The sequence below is a fragment of the Natronospirillum operosum genome, assembly GCF_004768465.1.
In the GTDB taxonomy this organism is placed as follows: Bacteria; Pseudomonadota; Gammaproteobacteria; order Pseudomonadales; family Natronospirillaceae; genus Natronospirillum; species Natronospirillum operosum.
The window spans coordinates 492,700-516,648 of sequence record NZ_SRMF01000002.1; the positions used below are offsets into that span (position 1 = coordinate 492,700).

General features: G+C 61.3%; 19 protein-coding genes and 1 pseudogene. 7 read left to right on the forward strand and 13 right to left on the reverse strand.

The window, feature by feature from the left end:
- Nucleotides 1-26 precede the first annotated feature (26 nt).
- Nucleotides 27-584 (reverse strand): annotated as a pseudogene (locus E4656_RS20750) (methyl-accepting chemotaxis protein); the annotation flags it as partial.
- A gap of 1,291 nt (nucleotides 585-1,875) precedes the next feature.
- Here E4656_RS20750 and E4656_RS08665 point away from each other — a divergent pair.
- Nucleotides 1,876-2,508 (forward strand): GNAT family N-acetyltransferase, encoded by a 633-nt coding sequence (locus E4656_RS08665; protein ID WP_167855989.1) that lies wholly within the window; start codon nucleotides 1,876-1,878, stop codon nucleotides 2,506-2,508.
- On the opposite strand, the gene nagB is transcribed toward E4656_RS08665, so the two are convergent.
- The 4 genes from nagB to E4656_RS08685 are packed head-to-tail and all read right to left on the reverse strand — an operon-like array spanning nucleotide 2,486 to nucleotide 6,126.
- Nucleotides 2,486-3,280 carry a glucosamine-6-phosphate deaminase gene (gene nagB / locus E4656_RS08670; RefSeq protein WP_135482796.1) on the reverse strand — a complete coding sequence of 265 codons (795 nt, stop codon included), beginning with the start codon at nucleotides 3,278-3,280 and terminating at the stop codon, nucleotides 2,486-2,488. The genes E4656_RS08665 and nagB overlap by 23 nt on opposite strands.
- A 2-nt stretch (nucleotides 3,281-3,282) precedes the next feature.
- Nucleotides 3,283-4,458, reverse strand: coding sequence for an N-acetylglucosamine-6-phosphate deacetylase (gene nagA, locus E4656_RS08675; RefSeq protein ID WP_135482797.1), 1,176 nt, complete (start codon nucleotides 4,456-4,458; stop codon nucleotides 3,283-3,285).
- Nucleotides 4,448-5,221 carry a GntR family transcriptional regulator gene (locus E4656_RS08680; RefSeq protein ID WP_205849152.1) on the reverse strand — a complete coding sequence of 258 codons (774 nt, stop codon included), beginning with the start codon at nucleotides 5,219-5,221 and terminating at the stop codon, nucleotides 4,448-4,450. Before E4656_RS08680 ends, nagA begins: the two co-directional genes overlap by 11 nt.
- Complete coding sequence (locus tag E4656_RS08685) at nucleotides 5,218-6,126, reverse strand: glucosamine kinase nucleotide-binding domain-containing protein (RefSeq protein WP_135482798.1); 909 nt, start codon at nucleotides 6,124-6,126, stop codon at nucleotides 5,218-5,220. The genes E4656_RS08680 and E4656_RS08685 overlap by 4 nt, the downstream gene beginning before the upstream one ends.
- Nucleotides 6,127-6,280: 154 nt before the next feature.
- Here E4656_RS08685 and E4656_RS08690 point away from each other — a divergent pair, with 154 nt between their 5' ends.
- The 5 genes from E4656_RS08690 (at nucleotide 6,281) to E4656_RS08710 (ending at nucleotide 12,611) form a co-directional block, all read left to right on the forward strand.
- Nucleotides 6,281-8,200, forward strand: a complete 1,920-nt coding sequence (locus E4656_RS08690) for a beta-N-acetylhexosaminidase (protein WP_135482799.1) — start codon at nucleotides 6,281-6,283, stop codon at nucleotides 8,198-8,200.
- Between the two features lie 150 nt (nucleotides 8,201-8,350).
- Complete coding sequence (locus E4656_RS08695; RefSeq protein ID WP_135482800.1) at nucleotides 8,351-9,601, forward strand: ABC transporter substrate-binding protein; 1,251 nt, start codon at nucleotides 8,351-8,353, stop codon at nucleotides 9,599-9,601.
- 94 nt (nucleotides 9,602-9,695) lie between these two features.
- Nucleotides 9,696-10,655, forward strand: coding sequence for a carbohydrate ABC transporter permease (locus E4656_RS08700; RefSeq protein WP_135482801.1), 960 nt, complete (start codon nucleotides 9,696-9,698; stop codon nucleotides 10,653-10,655).
- 24 nt (nucleotides 10,656-10,679) lie between these two features.
- Nucleotides 10,680-11,522 (forward strand): carbohydrate ABC transporter permease, encoded by an 843-nt coding sequence (locus E4656_RS08705; protein ID WP_135482802.1) that lies wholly within the window; start codon nucleotides 10,680-10,682, stop codon nucleotides 11,520-11,522.
- A 162-nt stretch (nucleotides 11,523-11,684) separates the two neighbouring features.
- Complete coding sequence (locus E4656_RS08710; RefSeq protein ID WP_135482803.1) at nucleotides 11,685-12,611, forward strand: helix-turn-helix domain-containing protein; 927 nt, start codon at nucleotides 11,685-11,687, stop codon at nucleotides 12,609-12,611.
- Between the two features lie 16 nt (nucleotides 12,612-12,627).
- On the opposite strand, the gene E4656_RS08715 is transcribed toward E4656_RS08710, so the two are convergent.
- The 8 genes from E4656_RS08715 to upp all read right to left on the reverse strand — a co-directional run bounded on the left by E4656_RS08715 (nucleotide 12,628) and on the right by upp (nucleotide 22,634).
- Nucleotides 12,628-13,518 (reverse strand): helix-turn-helix domain-containing protein, encoded by an 891-nt coding sequence (locus E4656_RS08715; protein WP_135482804.1) that lies wholly within the window; start codon nucleotides 13,516-13,518, stop codon nucleotides 12,628-12,630.
- Between the two features lie 87 nt (nucleotides 13,519-13,605).
- Entirely contained in the window at nucleotides 13,606-15,660 is a 2,055-nt protein-coding gene (locus tag E4656_RS08720; protein WP_135482805.1) for a methyl-accepting chemotaxis protein, read from the reverse strand.
- An 87-nt stretch (nucleotides 15,661-15,747) separates the two neighbouring features.
- The gene (locus tag E4656_RS08725) at nucleotides 15,748-17,220 is read right to left on the reverse strand and encodes a mannitol dehydrogenase family protein (protein ID WP_135482806.1); all 1,473 of its coding nucleotides are present in this window, start codon (nucleotides 17,218-17,220) and stop codon (nucleotides 15,748-15,750) included.
- A gap of 20 nt (nucleotides 17,221-17,240) precedes the next feature.
- Nucleotides 17,241-18,077 carry a carbohydrate ABC transporter permease gene (locus E4656_RS08730; RefSeq protein ID WP_135482807.1) on the reverse strand — a complete coding sequence of 279 codons (837 nt, stop codon included), beginning with the start codon at nucleotides 18,075-18,077 and terminating at the stop codon, nucleotides 17,241-17,243.
- 2 nt (nucleotides 18,078-18,079) lie between these two features.
- Nucleotides 18,080-18,958: a carbohydrate ABC transporter permease gene (locus E4656_RS08735; protein ID WP_135482808.1), complete on the reverse strand. Its 879-nt coding sequence runs from the start codon at nucleotides 18,956-18,958 to the stop codon at nucleotides 18,080-18,082.
- Nucleotides 18,959-19,079: 121 nt separating this feature from the next.
- Nucleotides 19,080-20,405, reverse strand: coding sequence for an ABC transporter substrate-binding protein (locus E4656_RS08740; protein WP_135482809.1), 1,326 nt, complete (start codon nucleotides 20,403-20,405; stop codon nucleotides 19,080-19,082).
- Between the two features lie 288 nt (nucleotides 20,406-20,693).
- Nucleotides 20,694-21,923, reverse strand: a complete 1,230-nt coding sequence (locus tag E4656_RS08745) for a uracil-xanthine permease family protein (protein ID WP_135482810.1) — start codon at nucleotides 21,921-21,923, stop codon at nucleotides 20,694-20,696.
- Nucleotides 21,924-22,007: 84 nt separating this feature from the next.
- Nucleotides 22,008-22,634: a uracil phosphoribosyltransferase gene (gene upp / locus E4656_RS08750; RefSeq protein WP_135482811.1), complete on the reverse strand. Its 627-nt coding sequence runs from the start codon at nucleotides 22,632-22,634 to the stop codon at nucleotides 22,008-22,010.
- Between the two features lie 187 nt (nucleotides 22,635-22,821).
- Here upp and E4656_RS08755 point away from each other — a divergent pair, with 187 nt between their 5' ends.
- Nucleotides 22,822-23,949 (forward strand): efflux RND transporter periplasmic adaptor subunit, encoded by a 1,128-nt coding sequence (locus E4656_RS08755; protein WP_135482812.1) that lies wholly within the window; start codon nucleotides 22,822-22,824, stop codon nucleotides 23,947-23,949.

Below are 23,949 nucleotides of genomic sequence, written 5' to 3' on the forward strand. Positions count from 1 at the left end.
GTCAGGTGTACGCGCTGCGCAGTCACTCAGATCTGGAACTGCTCCACCTGGGCCCGGGTTTGACGCACCGCATCCCGAATGGTGCCCCCGTTGCGTGCAATGACTTCGCCGAATTCGGCGTTGTCGCGCGCCAGGTCGTTGATACGGGTCACGCTGGAACTGACCGACTCGGTAACTCCCTCCTGTTCACGAGCATTCTCGGCAATCTCGGCGATCATGTCGGTGAGTTCCTGTACCTGACCCACCATGGTCTGGATCTCCGCGTTCACCTCCAGCGCTGTGGTCTGATTCTCCGAGGCCAGACCGGAGGCCTGCTCGGAAGCCTCGATGGCTTCATTGGCCGCCGCGCGCAAACGCTCGATCACGCTGCTGATCTGATCGGTGGATTCCGCCGACCGGTTGGCCAGGGTGCGCACCTCGTCGGCCACGACCGCAAAACCACGCCCCTGCTCACCGGCCCGCGCAGCTTCGATGGCCGCGTTCAGCGCCAGCAGGTTGGTCTGCTCGGCAATACCACGTATCACATCCAGCACGGTGCCGATCTCGTCGGTCAGGCTGGCCAGCTGATTGATGCGCTCGCGCGTCAACCCCATGTACTCGTTGACCTGCTCCGACTTGCGGGCCGACTCGCCTACCCGGTCTCCCGACTGGCTGGCGTCCCTGGCTACCTGCTGGGTCACTTCACTGACCCGCCCGGCGCGCTGCGACACCTCACTGGCAGACGCCGACAGCTCGTTGATGGCCGTCGCCACCTGGTCGGTTTCCGAGAGCTGTGTCTGCATGTTGTGTGACGCGCGCGCGCTTGACTGGGAAAACTCGTCGGCAATTTCGGCCAGTCCCAGCACCTGACTGCGGATGGTGCCAAACGCCTCAACCAGCGACCCGGACATGCTGTTGAGATCCCGTGCCAGGCGACTGAATTCGTGCTTGCCGGACTCGTCAAAGTGCACATTCAACTGACGCCCGGCAAGGGCCCTAATGGGGCTGAACAGCCCCTCCACCGCACGTTGTGCCGAGCGCCCGATAAAGAAGGACAGCGCCAGCGAGGCCAGGATGATCACGGAGGCAATCAGCATAACACCGCGGATAATCAGGCTGATCACGCGCTCGATTTCCGCACTGGATACGGCCACCAGTTCATTGAGGATGTCATCCACTTCCACCATGGTGGCCTGAAAAGCGGGGAAGCTTTCACGACCGGCCGCAGGCCCTTCTTCCACTCGCAAGACTTCCCAGGCATCAGCAATTTCCTGCACCGCCCGCACAACCCGTTCCTGATCGCCGGCACCGGCTGTGGCCTGCAATGTTTCCAGCGCCACATCACCCTGCTCGCGAATCTGCTCCAGGGTCCGTGGGTCGAAACGGTTCAGATAATACTGCTGCCCGGCTATATTGAGGTTCTTCACCGCCACCGCACCGGGCAGCAACTGGTCCGGATAGTAGGCCGCCAGAGTGCCCGCGAGTTGCAATCCCGCCAGCACGATACCGCTGATGGCTACCAGAGCCACAATCTGTGCAATAAGCAGCGCCCGCATGCGCCCTATGATCGTCATCTGTTTCTCCCGTTAGAGGGGTGACGGTCCTTGTGATCGGTGTGTGTGGTAATCGGCGCTGCCTCTCCCGGGCAGTCAACCAGTATGCAAACAGGCTGGTTCTGCAATTATCGACTTTCTGGCTCGATTGTTTAGCCCCGGACCGGGATTAACCGAAACCAGTCTGTCAACCTGAGGCACCGATGCCCATCCGGGCGTATAGCACTCTGCGCGGAATCAGCCAGAGTGCGCCTGCGATGGTTTGGCCAAGGCAAGGCCTGTATTGGGTTCGAGAGTCAATTGAAATAGACTCACAGACTCGACTGACTCGGCCATGCTCGCTATGACCACATCCGACACCACAGGCAACAGCCCGGGCGCTGCAGCTGTCCGGCCGGTGCATCCGGCCGACCTGCCGCGGCTTTATCATATCTGCCTGCAAACCGCCGACGGCGGGCTGGCACCGACAACCGACTTTCATGACCCGGATATCCCCGGCCTGATCTATATGGGCCCCTATGTGGCCTATGATCCACGCTGTGCCTTCACGCTCACGATTGACGGCCTGCCGCAGGGTTACATCGTCGGCACCAGAACCAGCCAGGGCCTGGCCGAATGGCAGCACCGCCACTGGTGGCCAACGGTACAGGCCAGGCGGACAGAGGCGACCGCTCCGGTCTCCGAACTGGAAGCCGGCATGCGGGCGCTGATAGACGAGCCGCCGGCAGTACCGGCGGTGGCGAGCCGTTACCCGGCGCATCTGCATATCAACCTGCTGCCAGCCGCCCAGGGCGGGGGCAACGGAGGCCGCCTGATGCAGGCGTTCCTCGAGGCTCTGCGTGAACAGGCGGTATTCGGTGTACATCTGGTACTGAATGCAAAAAACAGCCGCGCGCAGGCCTTCTATCGCAAGCAGGGCTTTCGCGAGTGGGACAAGTCCGCACCGGGCAGCATCACCATGGTGCAGGATCTCTGACTAGAGCCCGGGCCTGCGCCTCCACATACTGATAGAAGGATTTCCGGGTCAGGTCGGCCGCCGCCGCTTCATCGAGCACCACGCAGACCGTCGGATGGAACTGCAGCGCGGAAGCGGGGCAGCGCGCCGCAACCGGCCCCTCTACCATGGTGGCCACGGCTTCCGCCTTGGCCTCGCCGGTGGCCAGCAACAACACCTGCCGCGCTTCCATGATGGTGCCAATGCCCATGGTCAGGGCCAGTTGCGGCTGAAACTCGTCTGGCCGGAAATAGCGGGCGTTGGCCTCGACCGTGTCCGGAGTCAGGGTTTTTATCCGGGTCCGGCTGCCCAGGCTGGACATGGGTTCATTGAAGCCGATATGGCCATTACGGCCGATCCCCAGCAGTTGCAGGTCAACACCGCCCAGTTGCCGGATCAGGTTTTCGTAGTGCTGGCATTCAGCCTCCGGGTCGGCGGCAAGGCCGTCGGGCAGATGAGTCTGCTCCGGCAGCACATCGATATGGTTGAACAGCTTGTCCTGCATGAACCGGCGATAGCTCTGCGGGTGCTCCGGCCCCAGGCCCAGGTACTCATCCAGATTGCAGGTATGGCAGCGCGCAAAGCTCAGCCTGCCCTGCCGATACTGTTCAATCAGCAACTCATAGGTGGCCACCGGGGTGGCACCGGTGGCCAGCCCCAGCACCGAGTCGGGTTTCCGCTGCAGTTGGGCGGCCACACGGTCGGCCGCAAACTGCGCCACCTCGGCGGCCGTTCTCACAATAACTACCTGCATGTTCAGTGTGCCTGTACGACGGGTTGGTGAAGTTCATACTGGCCGGCCACCCAGCTTCGGGTTACCTGCCAGTCGTCAGTCAGATGCACCAGATCAGCCTGGTAGCCGGGTGCCAGCCGGCCCAGGCGGTCTGCGACGCCAAAATAGGTGGCCGGGTAGAGCGCGGCCATGCGCAGTGCCTCTGCCGCCGGCAGCCCGACCTGTTCGATCACATTCCGCACTGCCTCGGCCAGCCCGATCGCGGAACCGGCCAGCTTGCCTTCGCTGTTGATCAGCCGCCCTTCCTGGCGTCGAATACGCTCGCCGTACAGGTCGAACTCCGGATCGGCCGCACCCACGGTGGCCATGGCGTCGCTGACCAGATACAGGTGCCCGTCCGGCTTGGAGCGCCAGGCCAGACGCACCGACTGCGGGTGCACATGCCAGCCATCAACGATGATGCCGGCCCAGGTTGACTGATCGACCAGAGCCGCGCCCACCACGCCCGGCTCCCGACCTTCCAGGTTGCGCATGGCATTGAACAGATGCGTAAAGCCGCTCAGGCCTTCGCTGATGGCGGCTGCCACCTGCGCCTGGGTGGCATTGCTGTGGCCGGCAGACACTCGGATGCCGGCCTCGACCAGGCGCCGGATCTGCCCGGGAGTTGTGCGTTCCGGAGCCAGGGTCAGCAGGATGGGCAGCGCGGCGGCCACGTCGATCAGATAGTCCACATCGCGGTCGCGCAGCGGGCGCAGATAGTCTTCCCGGTGCACCCCCCGGCGCAAGTGACTGAAAAAGGGACCTTCGATATGCAGCCCCAGTATGCCGGGGTTGTCTGCACGCGCCGCCAGAACAGCTGCCACACAGGCTTGCAGATTGTCTTCGGTATCACTGATGGTGGTCGGCAACAGGCGGGTAGTGCCGGCAGTACGATGGCCTCGGGTCATCAGGGTCAGGCTGTCCACTGTCGGCGCATTGTTGAACAGCACACCACCGCCACCGTTGACCTGCAGATCAATAAAACCCGGCGCCAGCAGTCCACCCTGCAGGTCGGTAGTGGGCAGCTCTGCCGGCACTTCATGCTGTGGCGTCAGCGCCGCGATCTGCTCGCCCTGCAGTACCACGGCGTGGCGGTCCAGAAAGCGCTCGCCATCGAACAGCCGCGCGCCGACCAGCACCCGGGTTTGCTCATTGTACATCACGAGTATCCATTTTGAGTTCCGTGACAAAGTCGTAGATGTCACCCCGGTAATATGAGCGCGTGAACTCTACCGGGCGGTTGTGCTGATCAAAGCCCTGACGCTCGATATAGAGCACGGCCTCACCCGGCGTCATGCTCAGGTAGTCCGCCACCTGCTGGTCGGCATTGCGCGCAGTCATGGTCTGCAGCGCCCTGACCGGACGCGCGTCATGAGCCTCCAGAGCGGCATACAGGGACGCTCCGACCTCATCCACCGACTGGATGATGTGCCCCGGCACCGAAGCCACTTCATACGCCATGGGGTTGTCCCCCGCATAGCGCACCCGGGCATAGCGGGTCAGCATGCTGCCCGGCGACAGGTTGAGCGCTATGGCTTCACGCGGCGATGACTGTATCCGCTCCCGTGACAGCCACTCGGAGCGGGAAGGCAGGCCCCGTGCTGCCATGTCCTCGGTAAAGCTGTTCAGCACCGACAGGTTCTTGTGTATGGCTTCCTGCTGCGGTTTCAGTACGCGAGTACCTGCGCCCTGACGCTGCATAAGCAACCCCTGCTCGACCAGTGTTTCGATCGCCTTGCGCACGGTCACGCGGGACACCCCCAGCGCCACCGCCAGATCACGCTGCGGCGGCAGGTACTCGCCCTCTTCCAGCATGCCTTCATGCATGGCCTGCTTCAGGGCCCGGGCCAGTTGTACATAGAGAGAGCCCGGACGTTTGGGGTCTGGACGCAGATAGTCAAGCAGCGTCTGCATATCAGTCATGGTCGGATAGAGTCCTCTGAACGGGTGGCATTCTGCCTGATGAAATAAAGGGCGCCCGCAATGGCATCTTCACGCGCGGGCACCAGAAAACGGGTCAGTGCAGCCGGCAAATGCGCTGACACGGCCGGAGCCAATCCGCCCAGCAGGGCCACCGGACTGGCGTGCATGTCCAGCAGCCGCTGCACCAGCAGACCCACCTCGCGCGCCTGTTCCTGCAGCAGTGTCTCGGCAGCAGCGTCACCCTGATCGGCATACTCGACCACGGTGCGTGCATAGTGTGCATAATCACCCGAACGGGCCGTTGCGGCCCACTCGGTGATGCGCCGCGGGTTGTCAGCGAACCGGGCCAGCAGATGACGGGTCAGCGGTGTCTCGGGAACCATGCCGTCACTGGCACGCAGGGTCAGTTGCAGGGCCCGCTGCCCCAGCCAGGCACCACTGCCCTGATCGGCCAGCGGAAAACCCCAGCCATCGAGAATCTGCCCCTGGCCTGCGCGGATGGCCCAGCCGACAATGCCGGTGCCGACGACAACCAGCCCGCCATCCTGCCCCTGGTGCGCGCCCAGACAGGCCACATGCGCATCATTGACCACCTGCACGGAGGCCCAGGGCGGCTGCCAGCCTGCAACCAGTTGGCGGGCTGAAGGCAGCTCCGCCCCCGCCAGGCCCAGGCCGGCATGCACCCGGGACTGGCCCTGCGGCCCGATACCAGCGCTGCGCAACAGGGTGTCGACGCACTGTTCAACAGCGACCAGCGCCTGCTCACGCTGCTGGTAGAGGTTGGCTGGCCCGGCGCTGGCTTCGGCCAGGCAGTCACCGGCAGCATTTTCCAGCCGCCCGCGACAGCCTGTGCCGCCGCCGTCCACCCCGACGTAGAGCGGTTCTTCGGTAACTGCTGAATTCATACCGACTGTATTCCCATAGCGTGATACTGACCTGTTGCGGCTTCAATGTGCCCGGGATGAAACATGCAAGCAGCGCTTTACCCGACCCTGATAATACCAATATAATACCTTTAGAGAGCCATGACAATCAACGTCCGCACAAAAGGAGCCCGACGTGCCCGATACAGCCTGCCCGATCGCCGGACATCTGCAACAGGTCACACCGGATGCCGCAAGCTATCAGCTCACCCTGGTGCTCACCAACACCAGTGGTGTTCGGCTGGTCAATGCCGAACTGCACTTTTCTCTGGCCGAAACTCTTGAAGCCGGTGAAATCTCGGGCGCCGAGCTGATCAGTCGCGATGGCGATCTGCACCGGATTCGTCTGCCCCAACTGGGGCCCGACGATCAGTTGACACTGCGTCTGCACAGCTGCAAACGCAAGCTGCGCAAGGCCACGGACTGTCCTTACGGGTATTTTCTGCGCACCGCAGAAGGGCAGTGTCACGAGCTGGACATTCAACCGGGACTGCTGAACTGGGACCTGCAGCCGGTGCCCGTGTCCCGGCCCGACAGTGTGCAGACACTGATACCGCAACCCCAGGCGCTGACGCTGTCGGAGGCCACCACCTTTGCGTGCCCGACCCGCATCGTCTGGACTCCGGATCAGGCTGAACTTGATGACCCGACCGCCTGGGCACAGCTGTTCCGGCGCTATGCCGGGCCGGAACTGACCACCACGCCGGACAGTAACGCCGCCTGGCCCCTGACCCTGGAACAACAGCCCGACCTGCCGCAGGGCGGCTACAGGCTGACCATCGAGGCACACGGCGGACAACTGACGGTGGCCGACGGCGCCGGCATCCATGCCGGCTTGTCCAGCCTGGTGCAATGGCTGGCCGGGCATAGAGTGCAACCCGTGGTCATCGAGGATGCACCGCGTTTCGACTACCGCGGCCTGCACATCGACACCGCCCGCCACTTCGTGCCCATCGATGAACTGCACGACCTGCTTGAACTCTGCGCCCTCTATCGCCTGAACCGCCTGCACTGGCACCTGACCGATGACGAAGCCTGGCGGCTCGACATCCGGACCTATCCGACCCTGACCTCGATCGGCGCCTGGCGCGGACCGGACCGGGCCATGCCGCCCCAGATGGGCACCGGCGCCCATACTCATGGGGGGTTCTACAGCCAGGATGAAGTCAGAGCCTTGGTGCGCCACGCTGGCGCACTGGGCATCCGGGTCATTCCGGAAATCGATCTGCCCGGCCATGCCCGCGCCATGCTGCGTGCCCTGCCGGAACTGCAGGACCCGGCCGATCAGTCCCGCTACCTGAGCGTGCAGAGCTATGACGACAACACCCTGAACCCGGGCGTCAGCGCCACGCTGACCATACTGAAGAATATCCTGAGCGAAGTGGTTGAGCTGTTCCCCGACGCACCCGTTCATCTGGGTTCGGACGAGGTCCCGGCGGGTGTCTGGACCGGCAGCCCACAGGCCCGGGCGCGGGCAGAGGAACTGGGGCTGGCCGGGGTGGAGCAACTGCATGGCTGGCTGCTGCGGGAACTGGAAACCTGGCTGCGGGAGACCCACGGACGCACCATCAGTGGCTGGGAGGAAATCATTGTCGACGGCATGGTCAGCCCGCTGACTGCGGTCTACTCCTGGCAGGGCGTGGAAGCCGGACTGGCTGCTGCGCAGCAGGGATATCAGGTTGTGCTTACACCGGCCCAGTACTGCTACCTCGACCTGGCCTGGGACCCGGGTTTTCATGAGCCGGGCTACTACTGGGCCGGCACCACGGACCTGGCACAGGCCTATCAGTACGAACCGCTGGCCGGCTGGGAACACACGGATGCCGCCACCCGGGACCGTCTGCAGGGCCTGCAGGCCTGCCTGTGGAGCGAACTGCCGGATCGGCCCGAACGCCGCGCCTACATGTTGCTGCCCAGACTGCTGGCAGTGGCCGAACGTGCCTGGTCCAGCGCCGAAACCAGAAACCTGGAGGACTTTCGTCAGCGCTGCCTGCAGCATCGCTGGCACTGGCAGCAGGCGGGCTGGCACTACCGGACTCCGGCGCTGGGGTGGTGAAACAATCTGGCCCTGACAGCTCGATCAGATCTTGCAATGGCACAGAATAGGTATTATTTTGGTATCTTAATTGGCCCTTGTTGGTATTGAAAGGGGCTGATCAACAAGAACGAAAACAACAGAACAACAAAACAGGCAAGAGGACTCCCCATGAAACACATCAAAGGCACCCTGGCAGGTCTGACGGCAGCCATTACGCTGAGCGCCGGCACGGCCGTCTATGCGGACACCGTACTGAACACCTACACCTGGCGCCCTCAGGATGAAGCCCTGTGGACCTATATCAACGACAACAACCTGATTGACGGCGTGACTGTCCGCCTGGACACCACCACGGAAGATTTCGAGTCCAAGCTGCGCGTCGACATGCAGAGCAATCGGCCCGATCTGTTCTTTGCCAAGGCCGGAGCGCCCTGGCTGTCATCCTGGATGGACGCAGACGTGATCGCTCCCATCAGCGACTATGACGTCGATCTGGACATGTTCGGTGCTGCCGCCATTACCGGCAGCACCGGCTCGGACGGCGTGGTCTACTCGGTGCCTGTCGGCATGGAGCTGCAGGCGATTCTCTACAACAGGGCAGCACTGGAGCAGCACGGCATCAGTGAACCCCAGACCCTGGCCGAACTGGAAGCGGCTTTCGCCACGCTGGAGGAGAACGGCATCGTACCGATGCATGTGGGCGCGCGCGCCGGCTGGTGGGTCAACCAGGTGTTCAACGAAGTGCTGATCGCCGGCTTTGCCGGAGATGACTGGACCCGCGACGTGATTACCGGGGACGCCTGTTTTACTGATGACGCCTATGTGGATGCCCTGCGTGCGGTTGAACGCTGGCGCGACAATGGCTGGCTGAACCCGAACCCCCTTGCGGATGACTATGGCGCCATGCGTACCGATGTGGCACTGGGTACATCAGCCATGATGATCGACGGTATCTGGTCCGCCGGACCGGCCTCACCCATGTTCGATATTGAACCGGATCTGGAGCTGGGCATCATGCCTATCCCGGAAGGTAGGGCCTATGGCTTCCCGGATTTCGGTCTGGCCGCCAACCCGAACTCCAACAAGCAGGATGCCATCGAGAAGGTACTGCAGTTTGTGATCACGGAAGAGTTCGCCCAGCTCTACGCGGAACATGTCGGCCTCCCGGCCGCCAACTATGATCTGAATGTGGACGATGAACGCATCGCGACCGCAGCGCGGCTGATCGCCGAGAACAATGTGGCTGCCAATCCGTTCTTCTCCTACGAACTGAATGCCGACGAGCCGAGCTATGCACAGCTCGTGGCCGATGAAGTGGCCCGTCTGGTTGCGGGCAGGGCCGATGCGGAAAGTACAGCTCAGGCTATTCAGAATGGCCTCAATGGCTGGGGCTATGTGGGCGCTGATCACTGCAGCTGAGACAGTGATCCATTATCTGTGAGCCAACCGACTGCCGACCGCCTGAACCTCTCCGGCGGTCGGCCTTTTTATCCATGCTGACCGGATAAACCCTATGACACGCTCTCTTTCCACGACGCCCGCCGATACCACCAAAGGTCGTCGGCGCATGAGCTATGCCATACGGGAACGCCTTGAGCGCACCTTGCTGCTCGTGCCCGGTGTCGTCCTCTATGGTCTGTTCAATTTCATTCCCCTGCTGGGTCTGCTGTACCTTTCTCAGGTGCGCTGGCGGGGTATCGGCGAGATGCACTATGTCGGGCTCGACAACTTTCGCCAGGTGCTGCTGAACCCCTATTTCCGCGACCAGTTGTTCAATGCCTTCTTCCAGAATGTCATCTTCTTTTTCGTGGTCATCGGCAGCTTCCTGATTATCGGCACTGGCCTGGCCCTGCTGCTGAGTTTCAGAACCTGGGGTCGCAAGACCTACCAGACCCTGTTTTTTCTGCCCTATCCGCTGGCTGCCGCAGCGGTGGCCTTCCTGCTTGATCTGTTCGTCAACACCCGGGGGCCGCTGAATGCCGCCCTGACCGGCCTTGGCATCACCGAGGCTCCGATTCCGTTTCTGGGCAGTGAAGACACGGCGCTGGTTACACTCGCCCTCTTCTACTCCTGGCACCGCATGGGTTTCGCGATCATGCTGGTGCTGTCGGCCATTCTGGCCGTGCGCAATGACCTGCTGGAGGCGGCCATCCTGGACGGTGCCAACCGGCTGCAGGCCATCCGTCATATCGTCATGCCGGTGCTGGCGCCGGCCTTTGTGCTGATTACCGTCATCATCATGGTCGACGTGTTCAACAATGCCGACTACACCCTGCTGATCATGGGGCCCGAGGCCGGTCCGCTGCGCTCCACCGATGTCATGGGCACCTATCTGTTCCGCACCGCCTTCGGGGGCTCGGCAGCGTCAGTGAACACCAACTTCGGCATGGCGGCAGCCATCGGCCTGCTGACGGCCATCATGATCATGCCGGCGGCCATCATCCTGGCTCTGCGCAATCTGCGCCGAGACTGAGAGCTCGCAAAAGAGGTTCAAGTTATGGACAAGATTTTCCGCCTCAGCCACCGAGAGCAACTGGTCGTCCAGGTGATCCTGCTGGCCTGGGCTACCGTGGTGTTGCTGCCTTTCGGCGCGGCCATCCTGAACTCCCTCAAGCCTAATGTGGGCCAGGTATTTCGGGAGCCGTTCGGCTTTCCGGACCCGGTGACCTGGAGCAACTACCTCGACGCCTGGACATCGGCGAACTTCGGCACCTACTTTCTCAATTCGGCCATCATAGCCGTCTCCTGCGTGGTGCTGGTGGTGTTCTGTGCCACCACGACGGCCTTTGTGCTGTCACGCATGCCCTTTCGCGGCAGCACCTTCATTTTCATGTGTTTCATGCTTGGGGTCATCATTCCCATCCGCCTGACCCTGGCGCCCCTGTTCGTGATTGTGCGCGAACTGAGCCTGCTGGACAGCCTGCTGGGGGTCATTCTGGTGCAATCGGCCAGCATGATGCCGGTGTCTGTGTTCATTCTGGTGTCCTTCATGCGCGGCATATCGAAGGAACTGGAGGAAGCTGCCCGCATGGACGGTGCACTGCCGTTTCGCATCTACTGGAGTATCATGCTGCCCCTGGTCAAGCCGGCGGTGGCAACGGTGGCCCTGCTCACCTTTGTGCTGTCATGGAACGAGTACTTTCTGCCGCTGATCTTCCTGCAAAGCTCGGAGAACTTCCCGCTGACCCTGGGTATCCGGCAGTTCAATCAGCAGTATTCGGTACAGTGGCACATGATGTTCGCCGGTATCATCATCATGATGGTGCCCACGATAGTGGCCTTCCTGCTGGCATCACGCCAGTTCATTTCCGGGCTTACGCAGGGCGCCCTGAAGGAGTAGACCAGCGGCCTGCCTGCAGACTCGGGCAGGGATGACAAAATAGTACAGATTTTTCGGCAGTACATACTGGTGGTTTGTGGTGGTTCGTCGTTAAATGGGTAATTGGGGGACCCCACACAACGCCCCTGCAGAGTGCCGTCAGGCCGGGAGCGGGAGAGTGCCATGAGCCAACAGCGTCAGACCACAGCGCCGGAACTGGAAATCACCGATCATCGCGCCGGTACCGTGCGCTACATCGAACATGGCGTTCCCAGCGAACTGATCCGCTGGCATGCCCATGATGACTACGAGCTGCACTTTATCGTGGCCACGCGCGGCAAGGTGTTCGTGGGCGACCATATCGGCCCCTTCGCCCCGGGCCAGTTGATACTGACCGGCCCCAGACTGCCTCACAACTGGGTCTGCAACGGCGACCAGTACCGGGCCGAGTTGCGTGACATGGCGCTGCATTTCAGCCCCTCGACGCTGGACGAGGCCATGCGCCTGCTGCCCGAACTGAATGAAATCCGTCCCATGCTCGAGCGCTCCCGCTCGGGGCTGGAGTTTCTCGGCACCGACCCGCACTGGGTACGCAGCCAACTGGCCGGCATTCGTGAAACCACCGGGCTGGCCCGCCTGCAACGCTTTCTGGCCCTGATGCAGGAACTGGCCGCCTGGCCGGACTATCGCCTGCTGTCATCAGTGCAGGTCGATTCACCGGCCAACGAGGCCGCACAACAGAAGATCAACCGGGTGATCGACCATGTGATGGCCCACTACGAGAGCCCGATCAGCCTGGGTGACATGGCACGCCTGGTGGGTATGACAGAGACCTACTTCTCGCGCTTCTTCCGCCAGGCTACCGGTCATCGGTTTGTGGATTTCGTCAACCGGGTGCGCATCAGCCGGGCCTGCCACCTGCTGGTGGAAACCGACCAGCACGTCACTACCATCTGCTACGAAGTCGGCTTCAACAATGTGGCCAATTTCAATCGACGGTTCAGTGACTTCAAGGGCATGACACCCAGCCAGTACCGCCGCGATGCCAGCCAGCGTTATGTACAACAGGAAGATCAACTGCTGTGGATGCAGCAGGCCCACCAAGCCTGACAGGATACAAACCTGTCTACAACAGAATATGGCTGGTGGCCCGCCGGTCACGCTGCGCGATATTGCGCCTGTATTCGGTAGGCGTCATGCCCTTCACATCCAGAAAGCGACGGTTGAAATTCGACAGGTTGCGGAAACCGACCTCATAACAGATATTGGTGACCGGCCAGTCGGTGCTTTCCAGATATTCACAGGCCTTGCCCACGCGCAGGCGAGTCAGGAAGTCCTTGAACCGATGCCCGGTAGCGCGATGGAAAAAGCGCGAAAACACTTCCGGACTGAGCTGAATCTGCGCCGCCACATCTTCCAGGCTGCAGGTATCGGTGAAGTGCTCGGTCATATAGTTCACCACCCGGTTGATGCGGTCCAGAGTCTGCGTATCGTGGGCATCGTCATACTGCCGCGTCGACAGCCGCGTGTAGGCCCCGGAGGCTGACAGCCGCTCCATGATCTGCAAGAAGGCGTTGAAACGCTGCAGCCCCTGCTGTTCCGACAGCGTCTGGAACCAGGGCTCGACGCATTCGCTGATATGGGGAGTGAACTGAATGCCATAGCGCGCGTCAGCCAGCATTCGACGCATCGAACGGGCTTCCGGCACCAGCGCCATCAGTGACAGCATGAATTCGTGGGTAAAGTTGATCACCCGGTCGCGTACACCGGTGGAAATGTCGCTCAGGGAGATCCAGTTGTGGGGCAGGTTGGGGCCGGTCAGAATCAGGCAGCCGGGTTGGAAGGTGCCCACATAGTCGCCGACAAAGCTCTTGCCGCGGGAACTGACCAGCAAATGCAGCTCGTATTCCTCATGATAGTGCCAGCGTATCAGGTCGCTGAAAGCATCATGTTCACGGTACTGAAAGCAGTTGTCCTGCTCTTCTATCATCTCGTAGCTGGGGCGGGTGACAGTCATGCTTCACCTCTCGACGCTATCTCTGTTGTTTTGCTCTGTTGTTTCGCTCTGTTGTTTTGTTGCCAGTCTGTACAACCACTGACCAATTTATTGAATCCTGAAGCGTTGTACCAGTGTTTCCAGTTCCGCCGTCAGGTCGCCCAGTACAGCCGCAGCGTCCCTGGCCTCCACCGACAGTTGCTCGTTGGCGCGGGCAATATCCGCTATGCGGGTCACCCGGCGCGTGATGTCCTCGGCGGTGGTGCCCTGCTCGGTGGTGGTGACGCTGATCTGCTGACTGATGTGGTTGATCTGGCCCATGCGATCGCGGAAGGCCAGCATGGCATCGGCACTGTCGGCGGCCACCGCATGGCTGTCGCCCACACCCTGCAGGCAATAGCGCATGGTTTCGGCCAGTTCCCGGTGTCCCGCCAGCAGACCTTCAACCGTGGCCCGAATTTCCGTGGTGGAACTCTGGGTGCGACTGGCCAGCGACCGCACCTCATCCGCCACCACCGCAAACCCTCTGCCATGCTCGCCGGCCCGGGCAGCCTCTATGGCAGCATTGAGAGCGAGCAGGTTGGTCTGTTCGGCAATGTCCCGGATCACCTCCGACACTGACTCAATGTCTGCCATGCGCCCGGACAGCTCACCGGTAAAGGCTTCGGCATGAATCACACGCTCTTTCAGGGCGGTGAGTGATTCCCGATTCTGCTGCACCGCAGCAACGGTCACATCAATCTCCTGCAGGGCCTCGTCCGCATGATTCATGCCCTCGCGGGCGCTCGTGTTGACAGCCCCCACAGTGGTGGCCATCTCCTGCATGGACGAGGCAATGCTGTCGGTTTCCCGGCTCTGCTCTGCGGTACGGTCCCGCATCGTCTCGGCCAGGTTGCGGCCGCCCTCGGCCTGCTGTCGCAGGCGCTCCGACTGACCGCGAATGGACTGTATCATATCAAGCAGAGACTGCCGCACCTGCTCCACGGAACCTTCCAGCACACCCATCTCGTCGCGCCTGTGGCCTTGCGTAGCCCAGGTCAGGTCCCCTTCTCCGAGGTGGGACAGGGACCGCGTCAGCCGCTGCATGGGTTGCCGGATGCTGCGGATAATCAGCGCCGAGATCAGCCCGCCCAGCAGGATGGACGCCAGCAAGGATGCCAGCGACAGGTTCAGCGTACGCGCCAGATTCGCTGCCACTTGCTGGTTGGTCTCCCGGGCGAAGCGCTCGGCGAATTGGTTGAGCGCCGTCAGTTCCAGCTTGGCCTGTTCAATGTCCGCGGTCAGGTCCGCCAGTTCGGCACTGTAGCGGGCCTGGCTGGCCACAGCCTGAGCCCGCAGGCTGATCAGACCGGGCTGGTCGTCATGCCCCCGGGTGCCCTGCACCATCTGCTCGGTCAGCTCATCCACGGTCTGCACCAGCTGCTGCGTCTCCGGCTGCCGTGCCACCATGCCGGTAAAGGCAAAGAACTGATTGTTGTGCTGCATCTCCCAGTCGCCGAAGGCCTGGTCCAGCCGTTCCAGCACGTCAGCCTGATCCGCGATATCGATATCCTTCATCAGCATCAGTCCGTGCAGGAAGGAGGCATAGAATTCCAGCGCGATGGCAACCGCTTCGTCATCCGGCAGTGACCACACCAGATCTTCGAACAGATGACTGATATCCGCCTCCAGAGTCGTGATTTCGTCCCGGCGCTGGCGAATCTGATCCACCCGCCCCAGAGCGTCCTGATGTTCCATCATCAGTTGCCGCATGCGCTGCACCAGTTGTGCGATCTGGGCGTCGAACCGCTGCACCATCGACACCTGCGCCGAGGTTTCGCCCAGATCATCCAGGTAGGCCAGCAACTGGTCCGACTCGGCACCGATACGGGTTCTGGTCAGTTCGAAATCGTCTTGCAGATCAGGCATGACAGCCCGCTCATTGCTGGCCTGATGCAACTGGAACAGCTCGCTGAGCTGGCTCAGTTCCAGATCCAGTGTACCCGTCGTGTGCAGAATCGGGTTGGCGCTGGTGGTCATGCGGTCCACCCCGATCATGGTGGTGCGGGAACTGTGCATGGTGATGAGGGTCGATGCGGCCAGCAGCAGAATGATCACCAGGAACCCGCCGGCTATTCTCAACAGGATGGAAGGTTGCAGCCTGTGCATGCGAAGACGGAACATGCTCAACACCTCTCGAATCGCTCGGAACTTTGTTGCCCCGGTGCAAAAAAACCACCCGGATGCAATTGCATCCGGGTGGAAACCGGCTCACACCACAGAGGACACACTGATGTCGAGAAGCGTGGCGGCCGTTCCCCTGGCGACAAGGGAATCATGAAGGCGTTCGGTCTCTGCAATAAACGCCCGCGCCGGCGCACTGTCATCCTGACCGAGGAACTGTGGCAGCCGCAGAAAGGCTTTTACCCGGCCAGGAAAATGCTGGCGCTCGGACTCCGACAGTGCAGGCTCATTGATGACGACCGGCTCGCCATGGTCATTACGGCCTTCCAGGTGGCGCAGATAGCAGGCGAAAGCCAATGCCAGTCGCGGTGAGACCTGCCCCCGGTTCAGACAGTCCCGCAGAATGGGCATCAGATAGTTTTTCAGCTTGCTGAAGCCATCCGAGGCCACCCGGTCAATGCTGTCCGCAATGGCCGGATTGGCAAACCGGTGCACAATGGTGTCCTTGTAGGTGTCAATCTCGGCATCACTGAAATGGCCTATACCGGCGTGTGCATCCTGGTCCATCAACTGGCGCGCCAGCGGGCCCAGCAGCGAATCTTCCATGGCTTCGTGGATATAGGTCAGGCCCAGCATCCGGCCAATACAGGACACGGTGATGTGCGTACCGTTGAGAATACGCAGCTTCAGGCGCTCGTAGTGCGCCACATGGGGCGTGAACTCGACACCCACCTGCTCCAGTGCCGGCCGTCCGGCAATGAAGTCATCCTCGACCACCCACTGCGCAAAGGACTCCCCCAGCACCGGGCACGCATCATCGACCTCGGTCCGGGCCGCAACATCAGCCGCCAGTTCGGCGGTGGGCGTCGGCGTGATGCGGTCCACCATGGAGTTTGGGAAGCTGACATTGCTCTGCATCCAGTGCAGCAGCGCCTCATCACCGGCCAGACGCACAAAGGCGGTGAGCGCCTGGCGAAACACCGAGCCGTTGCCCGGCACATTGTCGCACGACAACAGGGTCACGGGGCCGGCATTGCGGTCCCGGCGCAGCCGCAGAGCCAGCAGCAGATAGCCGAACAGACTCTGCGGTGCCTCGGGGTTTGCAAGATCATGCACCACCGCCGGATGCTCGGCGATGAACTGATCGGTCTCGAAATCATACAGATAGCCACCCTCGGTAATGGTGGTACTGATGATGCGAGTATCCGGGCTGGCCAGGCGTGCCAGGGCGCGGGCTCTGTCCTCGGCGGCGGCAATGACCTCGGTGATGGCCCCTATGGCCCAGGTGTCACGCTGTGCCTGGTCCACCAGCGTCAGTGTATAGAGGCAATCCTGCCCCTCCAGACGATGCAGGAAATCACTGTCACCCGCCAGCAGGCCGATGCCGCTAATACCCCATTTCACCTCCTGCTGATGCAGGCGGTTGAGGCGCTCCAGATACCAGGCCTGGTGTGCACGGTGAAAGGCCCCGACACCGACATGCACGATTCCGGGTAGCAGCGATCTGCCCTCCGGCCCCGTGTTGGCAGTCTGTCGGTAATACGCCTGAATACTAGTCATGGTCAAAACACCCTTGTCTGTTACTTGACCGCCCCGAACGTCAGTCCGCGAACGAGTTGTTTCATGCTCAACCAGCCGAATATCAGAATGGGCGCCACGGCCAGCGTCGACGCGGCAGACAAGCGAGCCCAGAACAGCCCTTCGGGATTGGAGTAGGAAGCAATGAAAGCCGTCAGTGTGGCTGCCCTGGAGGCGGTCAGATTCAGCGACCAGAAGGCTTCGTTCCAGGACAGGATCAGCGCCAGCAGAAAGCTTGCCGCCAGCCCGCCCTTGCTCATGGGTACCACCACCTTGAGTATTTCCTCGCGGGTATTGGCGCCATCCATGCGGGAGGCTTCCAGAATCTCCGGAGGAATTTCACGGAAGTAGGTGTAGATCATCCAGACCATGATCGGCAGGTTCATCAGCATGAAGATCATGGTCAGACCCAGGCGCGTATCCAGCAGCGACAGGTCCCGGAACAGCAGGTAGATGGGGATCAGCACCCCGACCGGCGGCAGCATCTTGGTCGACAGCATCCACAGCAGCGTGCCCTTGGTGCGCGGTGACGGATAGAACGCCATGGCGTAGGCCGCCGGCACGGCGATGATCATGCCCAGTATCGAGGAGCCGACACTGACCACCACCGAGTTCCAGGCGTAGCGCGTGTAGTTGGTGCGTTCGAAGATGCGCCGATAGTTGTCCAGCGTCGGTTCGAAGATGAACTGCGGCGGCATGGAAATGGCCGCGATTTCGGTCTTGAACGACGTCAGCACCATCCAGAAGATGGGAAAGAAGATCAGCAGCGCCACCGTCCAGCAAATCACGGTGGCCAGCAGGGTTTTCATCAGATTATGGCTGTGCAGGTTCAGTAACATGATCAGTGCTCCGCCAGGGTCTTGCCGACCACACGAATCAGGAAGATGGCTACAATGTTGGCCAGGATGACCGCCACGATGCCGCCGGCAGAGGCCATACCCACATCGAATTGCAGCAATGCCTGATGGAATATCAGATAGGCCAGGTTGGTGGTCTGGGTGCCCGGGCCACCGCCCGTGGTGGTATAGATTTCCGCGAAGATGGTGAGCAGGAAGATGGTCTGAATCATCAGCACCACCACCAGCGGCCGCTGCAGGTGCGGAATGGCGATGTGCCGGAACACGGCCACCGGGCCGGCGCCTTCCAGGCGGGCCGCTTCCACCTGCTGCTGGTCCATCGACTGCAGCGCCGTCATCAGAATGAGAATGGCAAAGGGTAGCCACTGCCAACTGACGATAATGATTATCGCCAACATCGGGTACTGGGAGAACCAGTCCACCGGCGTGGCACCGAATACCCGATAGACAAAGGACAGAAAACCGTTCACCGGATGAAACATCAGGTTCTTCCACACCAGCGCATTGACGGTCGGCATGATGAAGAAGGGGGCAATGACCAGTATGCGGACGATATTGCGCCCGTAGAACGGCTGGTCGATGAGCACTGCAATCAGGGTGCCCAGACCGATGGTAATAATCAGTACTGACCCGACCAGCACCAGCGTGTTGCGCAGGCCGGCGATGAAACTCGGATCAGTAAAAAAGAATACATAGTTTTCGAAGCCGACAAAATCGCGCATGCCGGGCATGAGCAGATTGAAGTCGAGTACGGAGTAGTAGATGGTCATGCTCAGTGGCACGGCCATCCAGACAATCAGCAGCAGAACGGCCGGCATCAACAGCCAGCGCGCCATGCTGCGGTTATAGTTGTGCGTCGCCATGATGGATTCACTCTTCGGGCAGTCAAGGGCGGCAACGACACTCTGACAGCGAACTGCAGTGTGGCGTTGCCGCCCGGGTGGCCCCACGGCCACCCGGTTGCGAGGGCTTGAGAGTCAGCGCTCAGTCGATATAGCCGCCACGCACCATCTCTCGGCGCACGGTCTGCTGCGAGTTCTGCAGCGCCTGCTCGACTGTCATGTTGCCTGCCAGCGCACCTGCAATCTGTTGCCCCACATTGGTCCCAAAGGACTGGAAGCGCGAGATGGCCACGAACTGAACCCCGGTATAGGGCACCGGCTCGAGCGTGGGGTCGTTGGGGTCGGCTTTTTCCATCTGCGCCAGCGTCATGGCGGCAAAGGGGGCTGCCGCCATGTAGTCATCATTAGCGTAGGTGGACTGACGGGTACCCGGTGGGATGGCGGCGATACCATCTTCTGCCGCTACCAGCTCGGAGTATTCCTGCGAGGTGGCCCAGGCGATGAAGTCTGTGGCTTCTTCCTGATTCTGCGAACTGGTGGGAATCGCCAGCGCCCAGGTCCAGAGCCAACCACTGCCTTTCTCGGTCACCTGGTGTGGTGCGGCAGCAAAGCCGACACTGTCGTACACCCTGCTGTCGGACGTGTCAGTCACAAAGGCGCCGGCCACGGTGGCATCCACCCACATGGCACAGTTGCCGCTGTTGAACAGGGACAGATTTTCGTTGAAACCGTTGGAGCTGGCGCCCGGAGGGCCATAGTTGCCCAGCAGATCGACATAGAAGCTGATCGCTTCATTCCACTCCGCAGAGTCCAGTTGCGGCTCCCAGTCCATATCGAACCAGCGGCCGCCGAAGGCGTTCACCATGGTGCTCACCAGCGCCATGTTCTCGCCCCAGCCCGCCAGACCGCGCAGACAGATGCCATACTGATCATTGGATGGATCATGCAGCGTCTGGGCGAAATCCCGTACCTGATCCCAGGTCGGGTTCTCGGGCATGTCCAGCCCGGCCTCCGCAAACAGATCGGTACGGTAGTAGGTCATGGAGCTTTCGGCATAGAACGGCAGCGCATACAGCGTGCCGTCATGCGAAAGACCATCGCGCACGGAGTCAAACAGATCATCGACCTCATAGCTGGCGGGCAAATCGTCCAACGGCACCAGCCATTCGTTCGCGCCCCAGATCGGGGTTTCATAACTGCCGATGGTCATGATGTCGAACTGACCACTGCCGGCAGCAATATCTGTGGTCATGCGCTGGCGCAGCACATTTTCTTCCAGCACCACAAAATCGAGTGTAATGCCCGGATTCTGCTCTTCATACACGGAGGCCAGCCTTTCCATGCGTACCATGTCACCGTTGTTCACGGTGCCGATGGTCAGCGTCGTTTGGGCGAAGGCCGAACTGGCGATAGTCACGGACAGGACACCGGCGACAGCCAATGCCGTCCTGGAGTTGCTCGTTTGCATGTTGTATACCTGCTCACTTTTGTTGTTGTGTCACTGCGCGGTACGCACTGGTTACCGCCACAGTGGGCTATGCACCTCCTATTGAATGCCTTTGGCCAGGAATGCACCAATACCTAAAGGAACAATGCTGATACTTTTTTGATCAGGCAGACGGACAGACAGAGGCTTCGAATCAGTGGATAAGGCCGTAGCAGGCAGAATCAGGCAGGGAAAGTATGGTTTTGGCGTAGAAAAAGTATCGGTGGCACCGGAGCCGCAACGGGCTCCGGTACCACCAGACCGGGCGCATCAGACCCTGGCGTCGGCCTGATCACGACCCGGCAGCACCAGGTTCAGCACAATGGCCACCACGCCGCACAGGGCGATGCCCTGCAGCGCAAACTCGGCCTGACCAACCACCATGCCACCGATGCCGAAAACCAGCGTGACAGCGACGATGATCAGGTTGCGCTCGCGGGTCATGTCGACACCGTTGCGCACCAGGGTATTCATGCCCACGGCGGCAATGGAGCCGAACAGGACCACCAGGATACCACCCATGACCGGGTCCGGAATGGTCTGCAGAATGGCACCCAGCTTGCCGATAAAGGCCAGCACCACGGCAAAGCCCGCCGCCCAGATCATGATGACCGGGTTGAACATCTTGGTCAGCATGACGGCACCGGTCACCTCGGAATAGGTGGTGTTGGGCGGGCCGCCGAACAGGGCGGCTGTGGATGTCGCCACCCCGTCACCCAACAGGGTGCGATGCAGGCCGGGCTTGGTGACATAGTCCTTGCCGGTCACCTTGCTGATGGCCATGACATCACCCACATGCTCGACTGCCGGTGCAATGGCCACCGGAATCATGAACAGAATGGGCTGCCACTGGAAGGTGGGCGCCACGAATTCGGGCAAGGCGACCCAGGCCGATTCCTGCATGGGGGTAAAGTCGACCATGCCCATGGGCAGGGCAACCAGATAGCCCACCACAACCCCGATCAGGATGGGCACAACGCGGAAGATACCGCGCGCAAACGCGGCCGTGACCACGGTGGCAATCAGCGCTGTCATGGACACGAACAGGGCCGGCCCGTAGCCGTAATCACCGGTTTCACCCATGGCCATATTGACCGCAACCGGCGCCAGGCTGAGGCCGATCACCATGATGATGGGCCCGATAACCACCGGCGGCAGGATAAAGTGCAGGAAGCCGGGGCCCTTCCACTTCACCGCTGCAGACAGCAGGATATACAGCACCCCGGTGACGACCAGCGCCCCCATGGTGGCCGACATACCCCAAGTCTGCACCGCATAGCCGATGGGCGCGATAAAGGCAAAGGACGACGCCAGGAAAACAGGCACGCTTCTGCCGGTAATGAAGTGGAAGATCAGGGTGCCGACACCGGCAGTGAACAGCGCCACGCTGGGGTCCAGACCCGTAAGCAGGGGCATCAGGACCAGAGAGCCAAAAGCGACCACCAGCATTTGCGCGCCCACCAGGGGGGTGCGCCAGGCAGGCATGGCAGGAGTTGTCATAAGTGCGATTCCTTTTCTGATTTTTCTCTTTTTCTGTGCTCTGTTTTTCCGGTTGTTTTCTCACTCAACGCTCAGCCGCAACGCTCAGCGCGTACCGAAAATCTTGTCGCCCGCATCGCCCAGACCCGGGACAATATAACCCTGATCATTCAGCCGCTCGTCAATGGCGGCGGTATAGAGCTCGACATCGGGATGTTTTTCTTCAATGAGTCGAATGCCCTCGGGCGCGGCGACCAGCACCAGGGCCCTGATCTGCTCACAACCGGCCGCCTTGAGCATGTCGATACAGGCCAGCATGGACCCGCCGGTGGCCAGCATGGGGTCAACGATCAGTGCCATGCGCTGATCAATGTCACTGGCCATCTTCTCGAAGTAGGTCACCGGCTGCAGGGTTTCTTCGTCACGGTACAGGCCCACCACACTGACCTTGGCGCTCGGCACCATGCTGAGCACCCCATCCAGCATGCCCAGACCGGCGCGCAATATGGGCACGACGGTGATCTTCTTGCCCTTGATCCGCTGGCCCGCAGTAGGTCCGATCCAGCTTTCCACGGTATACTCTTCCAGTTCGAGGTCCGCTGTCGCCTCATAGGTCAGCAGGCTGCCGATCTCGCCGGTCAGCTCGCGAAAACTGCGCGTGCTGATGTCCTTGTCTCGCAACAGGCTGAGCTTGTGCTGCACCAGTGGATGGCGAATTTCGCGGACACTCATGTAAAGGTTTCTCCAGTCGGTTCACATCGCGGCGAGATCATAGCAGATTGTGTTATTTCGGAACACAAACCAACTGGGCCAATATGGCGTTTCATACGTAGTGGTCAGAACGCCGGAGAAAGGCACCGGCATACACTGACTGGCAGAACAATTGATCGGGGCAGCAACCCGATCAGCGGAGTTTTTCATGGCTGTCTGGAAACAAGCGACAATAACCCTCTTCATCCTCCTTCTCGGCGCCGGCGGCTGGCTCTGGTGGCACCCCGGAGCCGCAGACTGGCGTGCACAGATGGGCTTCGCCCAGGCGTCGGAAGGCTCCGGACAGGGCGGTGGCGGCCCAGGCTTTGGTGGCACGGCTTCGGTCATTGGTGCCGAGGTTGTCGAAGGTCAGCGCTCGGATCGCCTGACCGCCATAGGCGACGGCGAGGCTCTGCGCTCGGTCATGGTAACGCCGGAAGTGGGTGGTCGTGTGGCCACGATCGAACGTCGTTCCGGTGACTTGGTCAGCACTGGCGATGTCATTGCCCGCCTGGATGATGCTTCCGAGCGCATAGCACTGGACCGGGCCGAACTGGCCGTGCGCGATGCCGAAACCCGACTGAATCGCCTGCAACGCATGCAGAGCGCCAGTTCTGTCACCGAGGCCGAAGTCAACGAAGCCGAGTCTGCGCTCGACAACGCCCGCCTGCAGCGGCGCGAAGCCGAGCTGGCGCTGGAGCGACGCACCATACTGGCCCCGCTGACCGGCGTGCTGGGCAACCTGTCCATTGAGCCGGGCAGCTTCATCAGCCAGCAGTCGGAGATCACGCGCATCGATGACCGCTCCGAACTGCTGGTCGAATTCAGGGTGCCGGAACGCTATGTGGGGCAACTGGAAGTGGGCACTGCCATTCGCGTCAATGCCCTGTCGGCCGCCGACCGCGACCTGGAAGGCACCATCAGTGAACTGGACAGCCGCCTGGAAACCGACAGCCGCACCCTGCGTGTCAGGGCACGCATACCCAACGAAGATGACCGACTGCGCCCGGGCATGTCGTTCAATATTCATCTCGACTTTCCGGGTGAGACCTACCCGGCCGTGGACCCGCTGGCCATTCAGTGGAGTTCCGATGGCGCCTTTGTTTGGCGCATAGACTCAGAAGATCAGGTGCAGCGGGTGCCCGTACGCATTGTGCAACGCGACAGCAATCAGGTGCTGGTGGAAGCCGACCTGCAGATCGGCGACACCGTGGTCATCGAGGGTGTGCAGGCGCTGCGCCCGGGGGCGCAAGTACAGCTGGTTGATGCGCCAACCGAAGCACCGCAGGAGGGCTGA

What these genes read in the sequence shown, in the direction of transcription:
- E4656_RS08695 (WP_135482800.1), top strand. Translation starts at nt 8,351, where the DNA reads ATGAAACACATCAAAGGCACCCTGGCAGGTCTGACGGCAGCCATTACG.
- E4656_RS08720 (WP_135482805.1), bottom strand. Translation starts at nt 15,660, where the DNA reads ATGTTCCGTCTTCGCATGCACAGGCTGCAACCTTCCATCCTGTTGAGA.
- E4656_RS08705 (WP_135482802.1), top strand. Translation starts at nt 10,680, where the DNA reads ATGGACAAGATTTTCCGCCTCAGCCACCGAGAGCAACTGGTCGTCCAG.
- E4656_RS08755 (WP_135482812.1), top strand. Translation starts at nt 22,822, where the DNA reads ATGGCTGTCTGGAAACAAGCGACAATAACCCTCTTCATCCTCCTTCTC.
- E4656_RS08725 (WP_135482806.1), bottom strand. Translation starts at nt 17,220, where the DNA reads ATGACTAGTATTCAGGCGTATTACCGACAGACTGCCAACACGGGGCCG.
- E4656_RS08740 (WP_135482809.1), bottom strand. Translation starts at nt 20,405, where the DNA reads ATGCAAACGAGCAACTCCAGGACGGCATTGGCTGTCGCCGGTGTCCTG.
- E4656_RS08730 (WP_135482807.1), bottom strand. Translation starts at nt 18,077, where the DNA reads ATGTTACTGAACCTGCACAGCCATAATCTGATGAAAACCCTGCTGGCC.
- E4656_RS08735 (WP_135482808.1), bottom strand. Translation starts at nt 18,958, where the DNA reads ATGGCGACGCACAACTATAACCGCAGCATGGCGCGCTGGCTGTTGATG.
- E4656_RS08745 (WP_135482810.1), bottom strand. Translation starts at nt 21,923, where the DNA reads ATGACAACTCCTGCCATGCCTGCCTGGCGCACCCCCCTGGTGGGCGCG.
- E4656_RS08680 (WP_205849152.1), bottom strand. Translation starts at nt 5,221, where the DNA reads ATGACTGATATGCAGACGCTGCTTGACTATCTGCGTCCAGACCCCAAA.
- nagA (WP_135482797.1), bottom strand. Translation starts at nt 4,458, where the DNA reads ATGTACAATGAGCAAACCCGGGTGCTGGTCGGCGCGCGGCTGTTCGAT.
- E4656_RS08665 (WP_167855989.1), top strand. Translation starts at nt 1,876, where the DNA reads ATGACCACATCCGACACCACAGGCAACAGCCCGGGCGCTGCAGCTGTC.
- upp (WP_135482811.1), bottom strand. Translation starts at nt 22,634, where the DNA reads ATGAGTGTCCGCGAAATTCGCCATCCACTGGTGCAGCACAAGCTCAGC.
- E4656_RS08700 (WP_135482801.1), top strand. Translation starts at nt 9,696, where the DNA reads ATGACACGCTCTCTTTCCACGACGCCCGCCGATACCACCAAAGGTCGT.
- nagB (WP_135482796.1), bottom strand. Translation starts at nt 3,280, where the DNA reads ATGCAGGTAGTTATTGTGAGAACGGCCGCCGAGGTGGCGCAGTTTGCG.
- E4656_RS08715 (WP_135482804.1), bottom strand. Translation starts at nt 13,518, where the DNA reads ATGACTGTCACCCGCCCCAGCTACGAGATGATAGAAGAGCAGGACAAC.
- E4656_RS08685 (WP_135482798.1), bottom strand. Translation starts at nt 6,126, where the DNA reads ATGAATTCAGCAGTTACCGAAGAACCGCTCTACGTCGGGGTGGACGGC.
- E4656_RS08710 (WP_135482803.1), top strand. Translation starts at nt 11,685, where the DNA reads ATGAGCCAACAGCGTCAGACCACAGCGCCGGAACTGGAAATCACCGAT.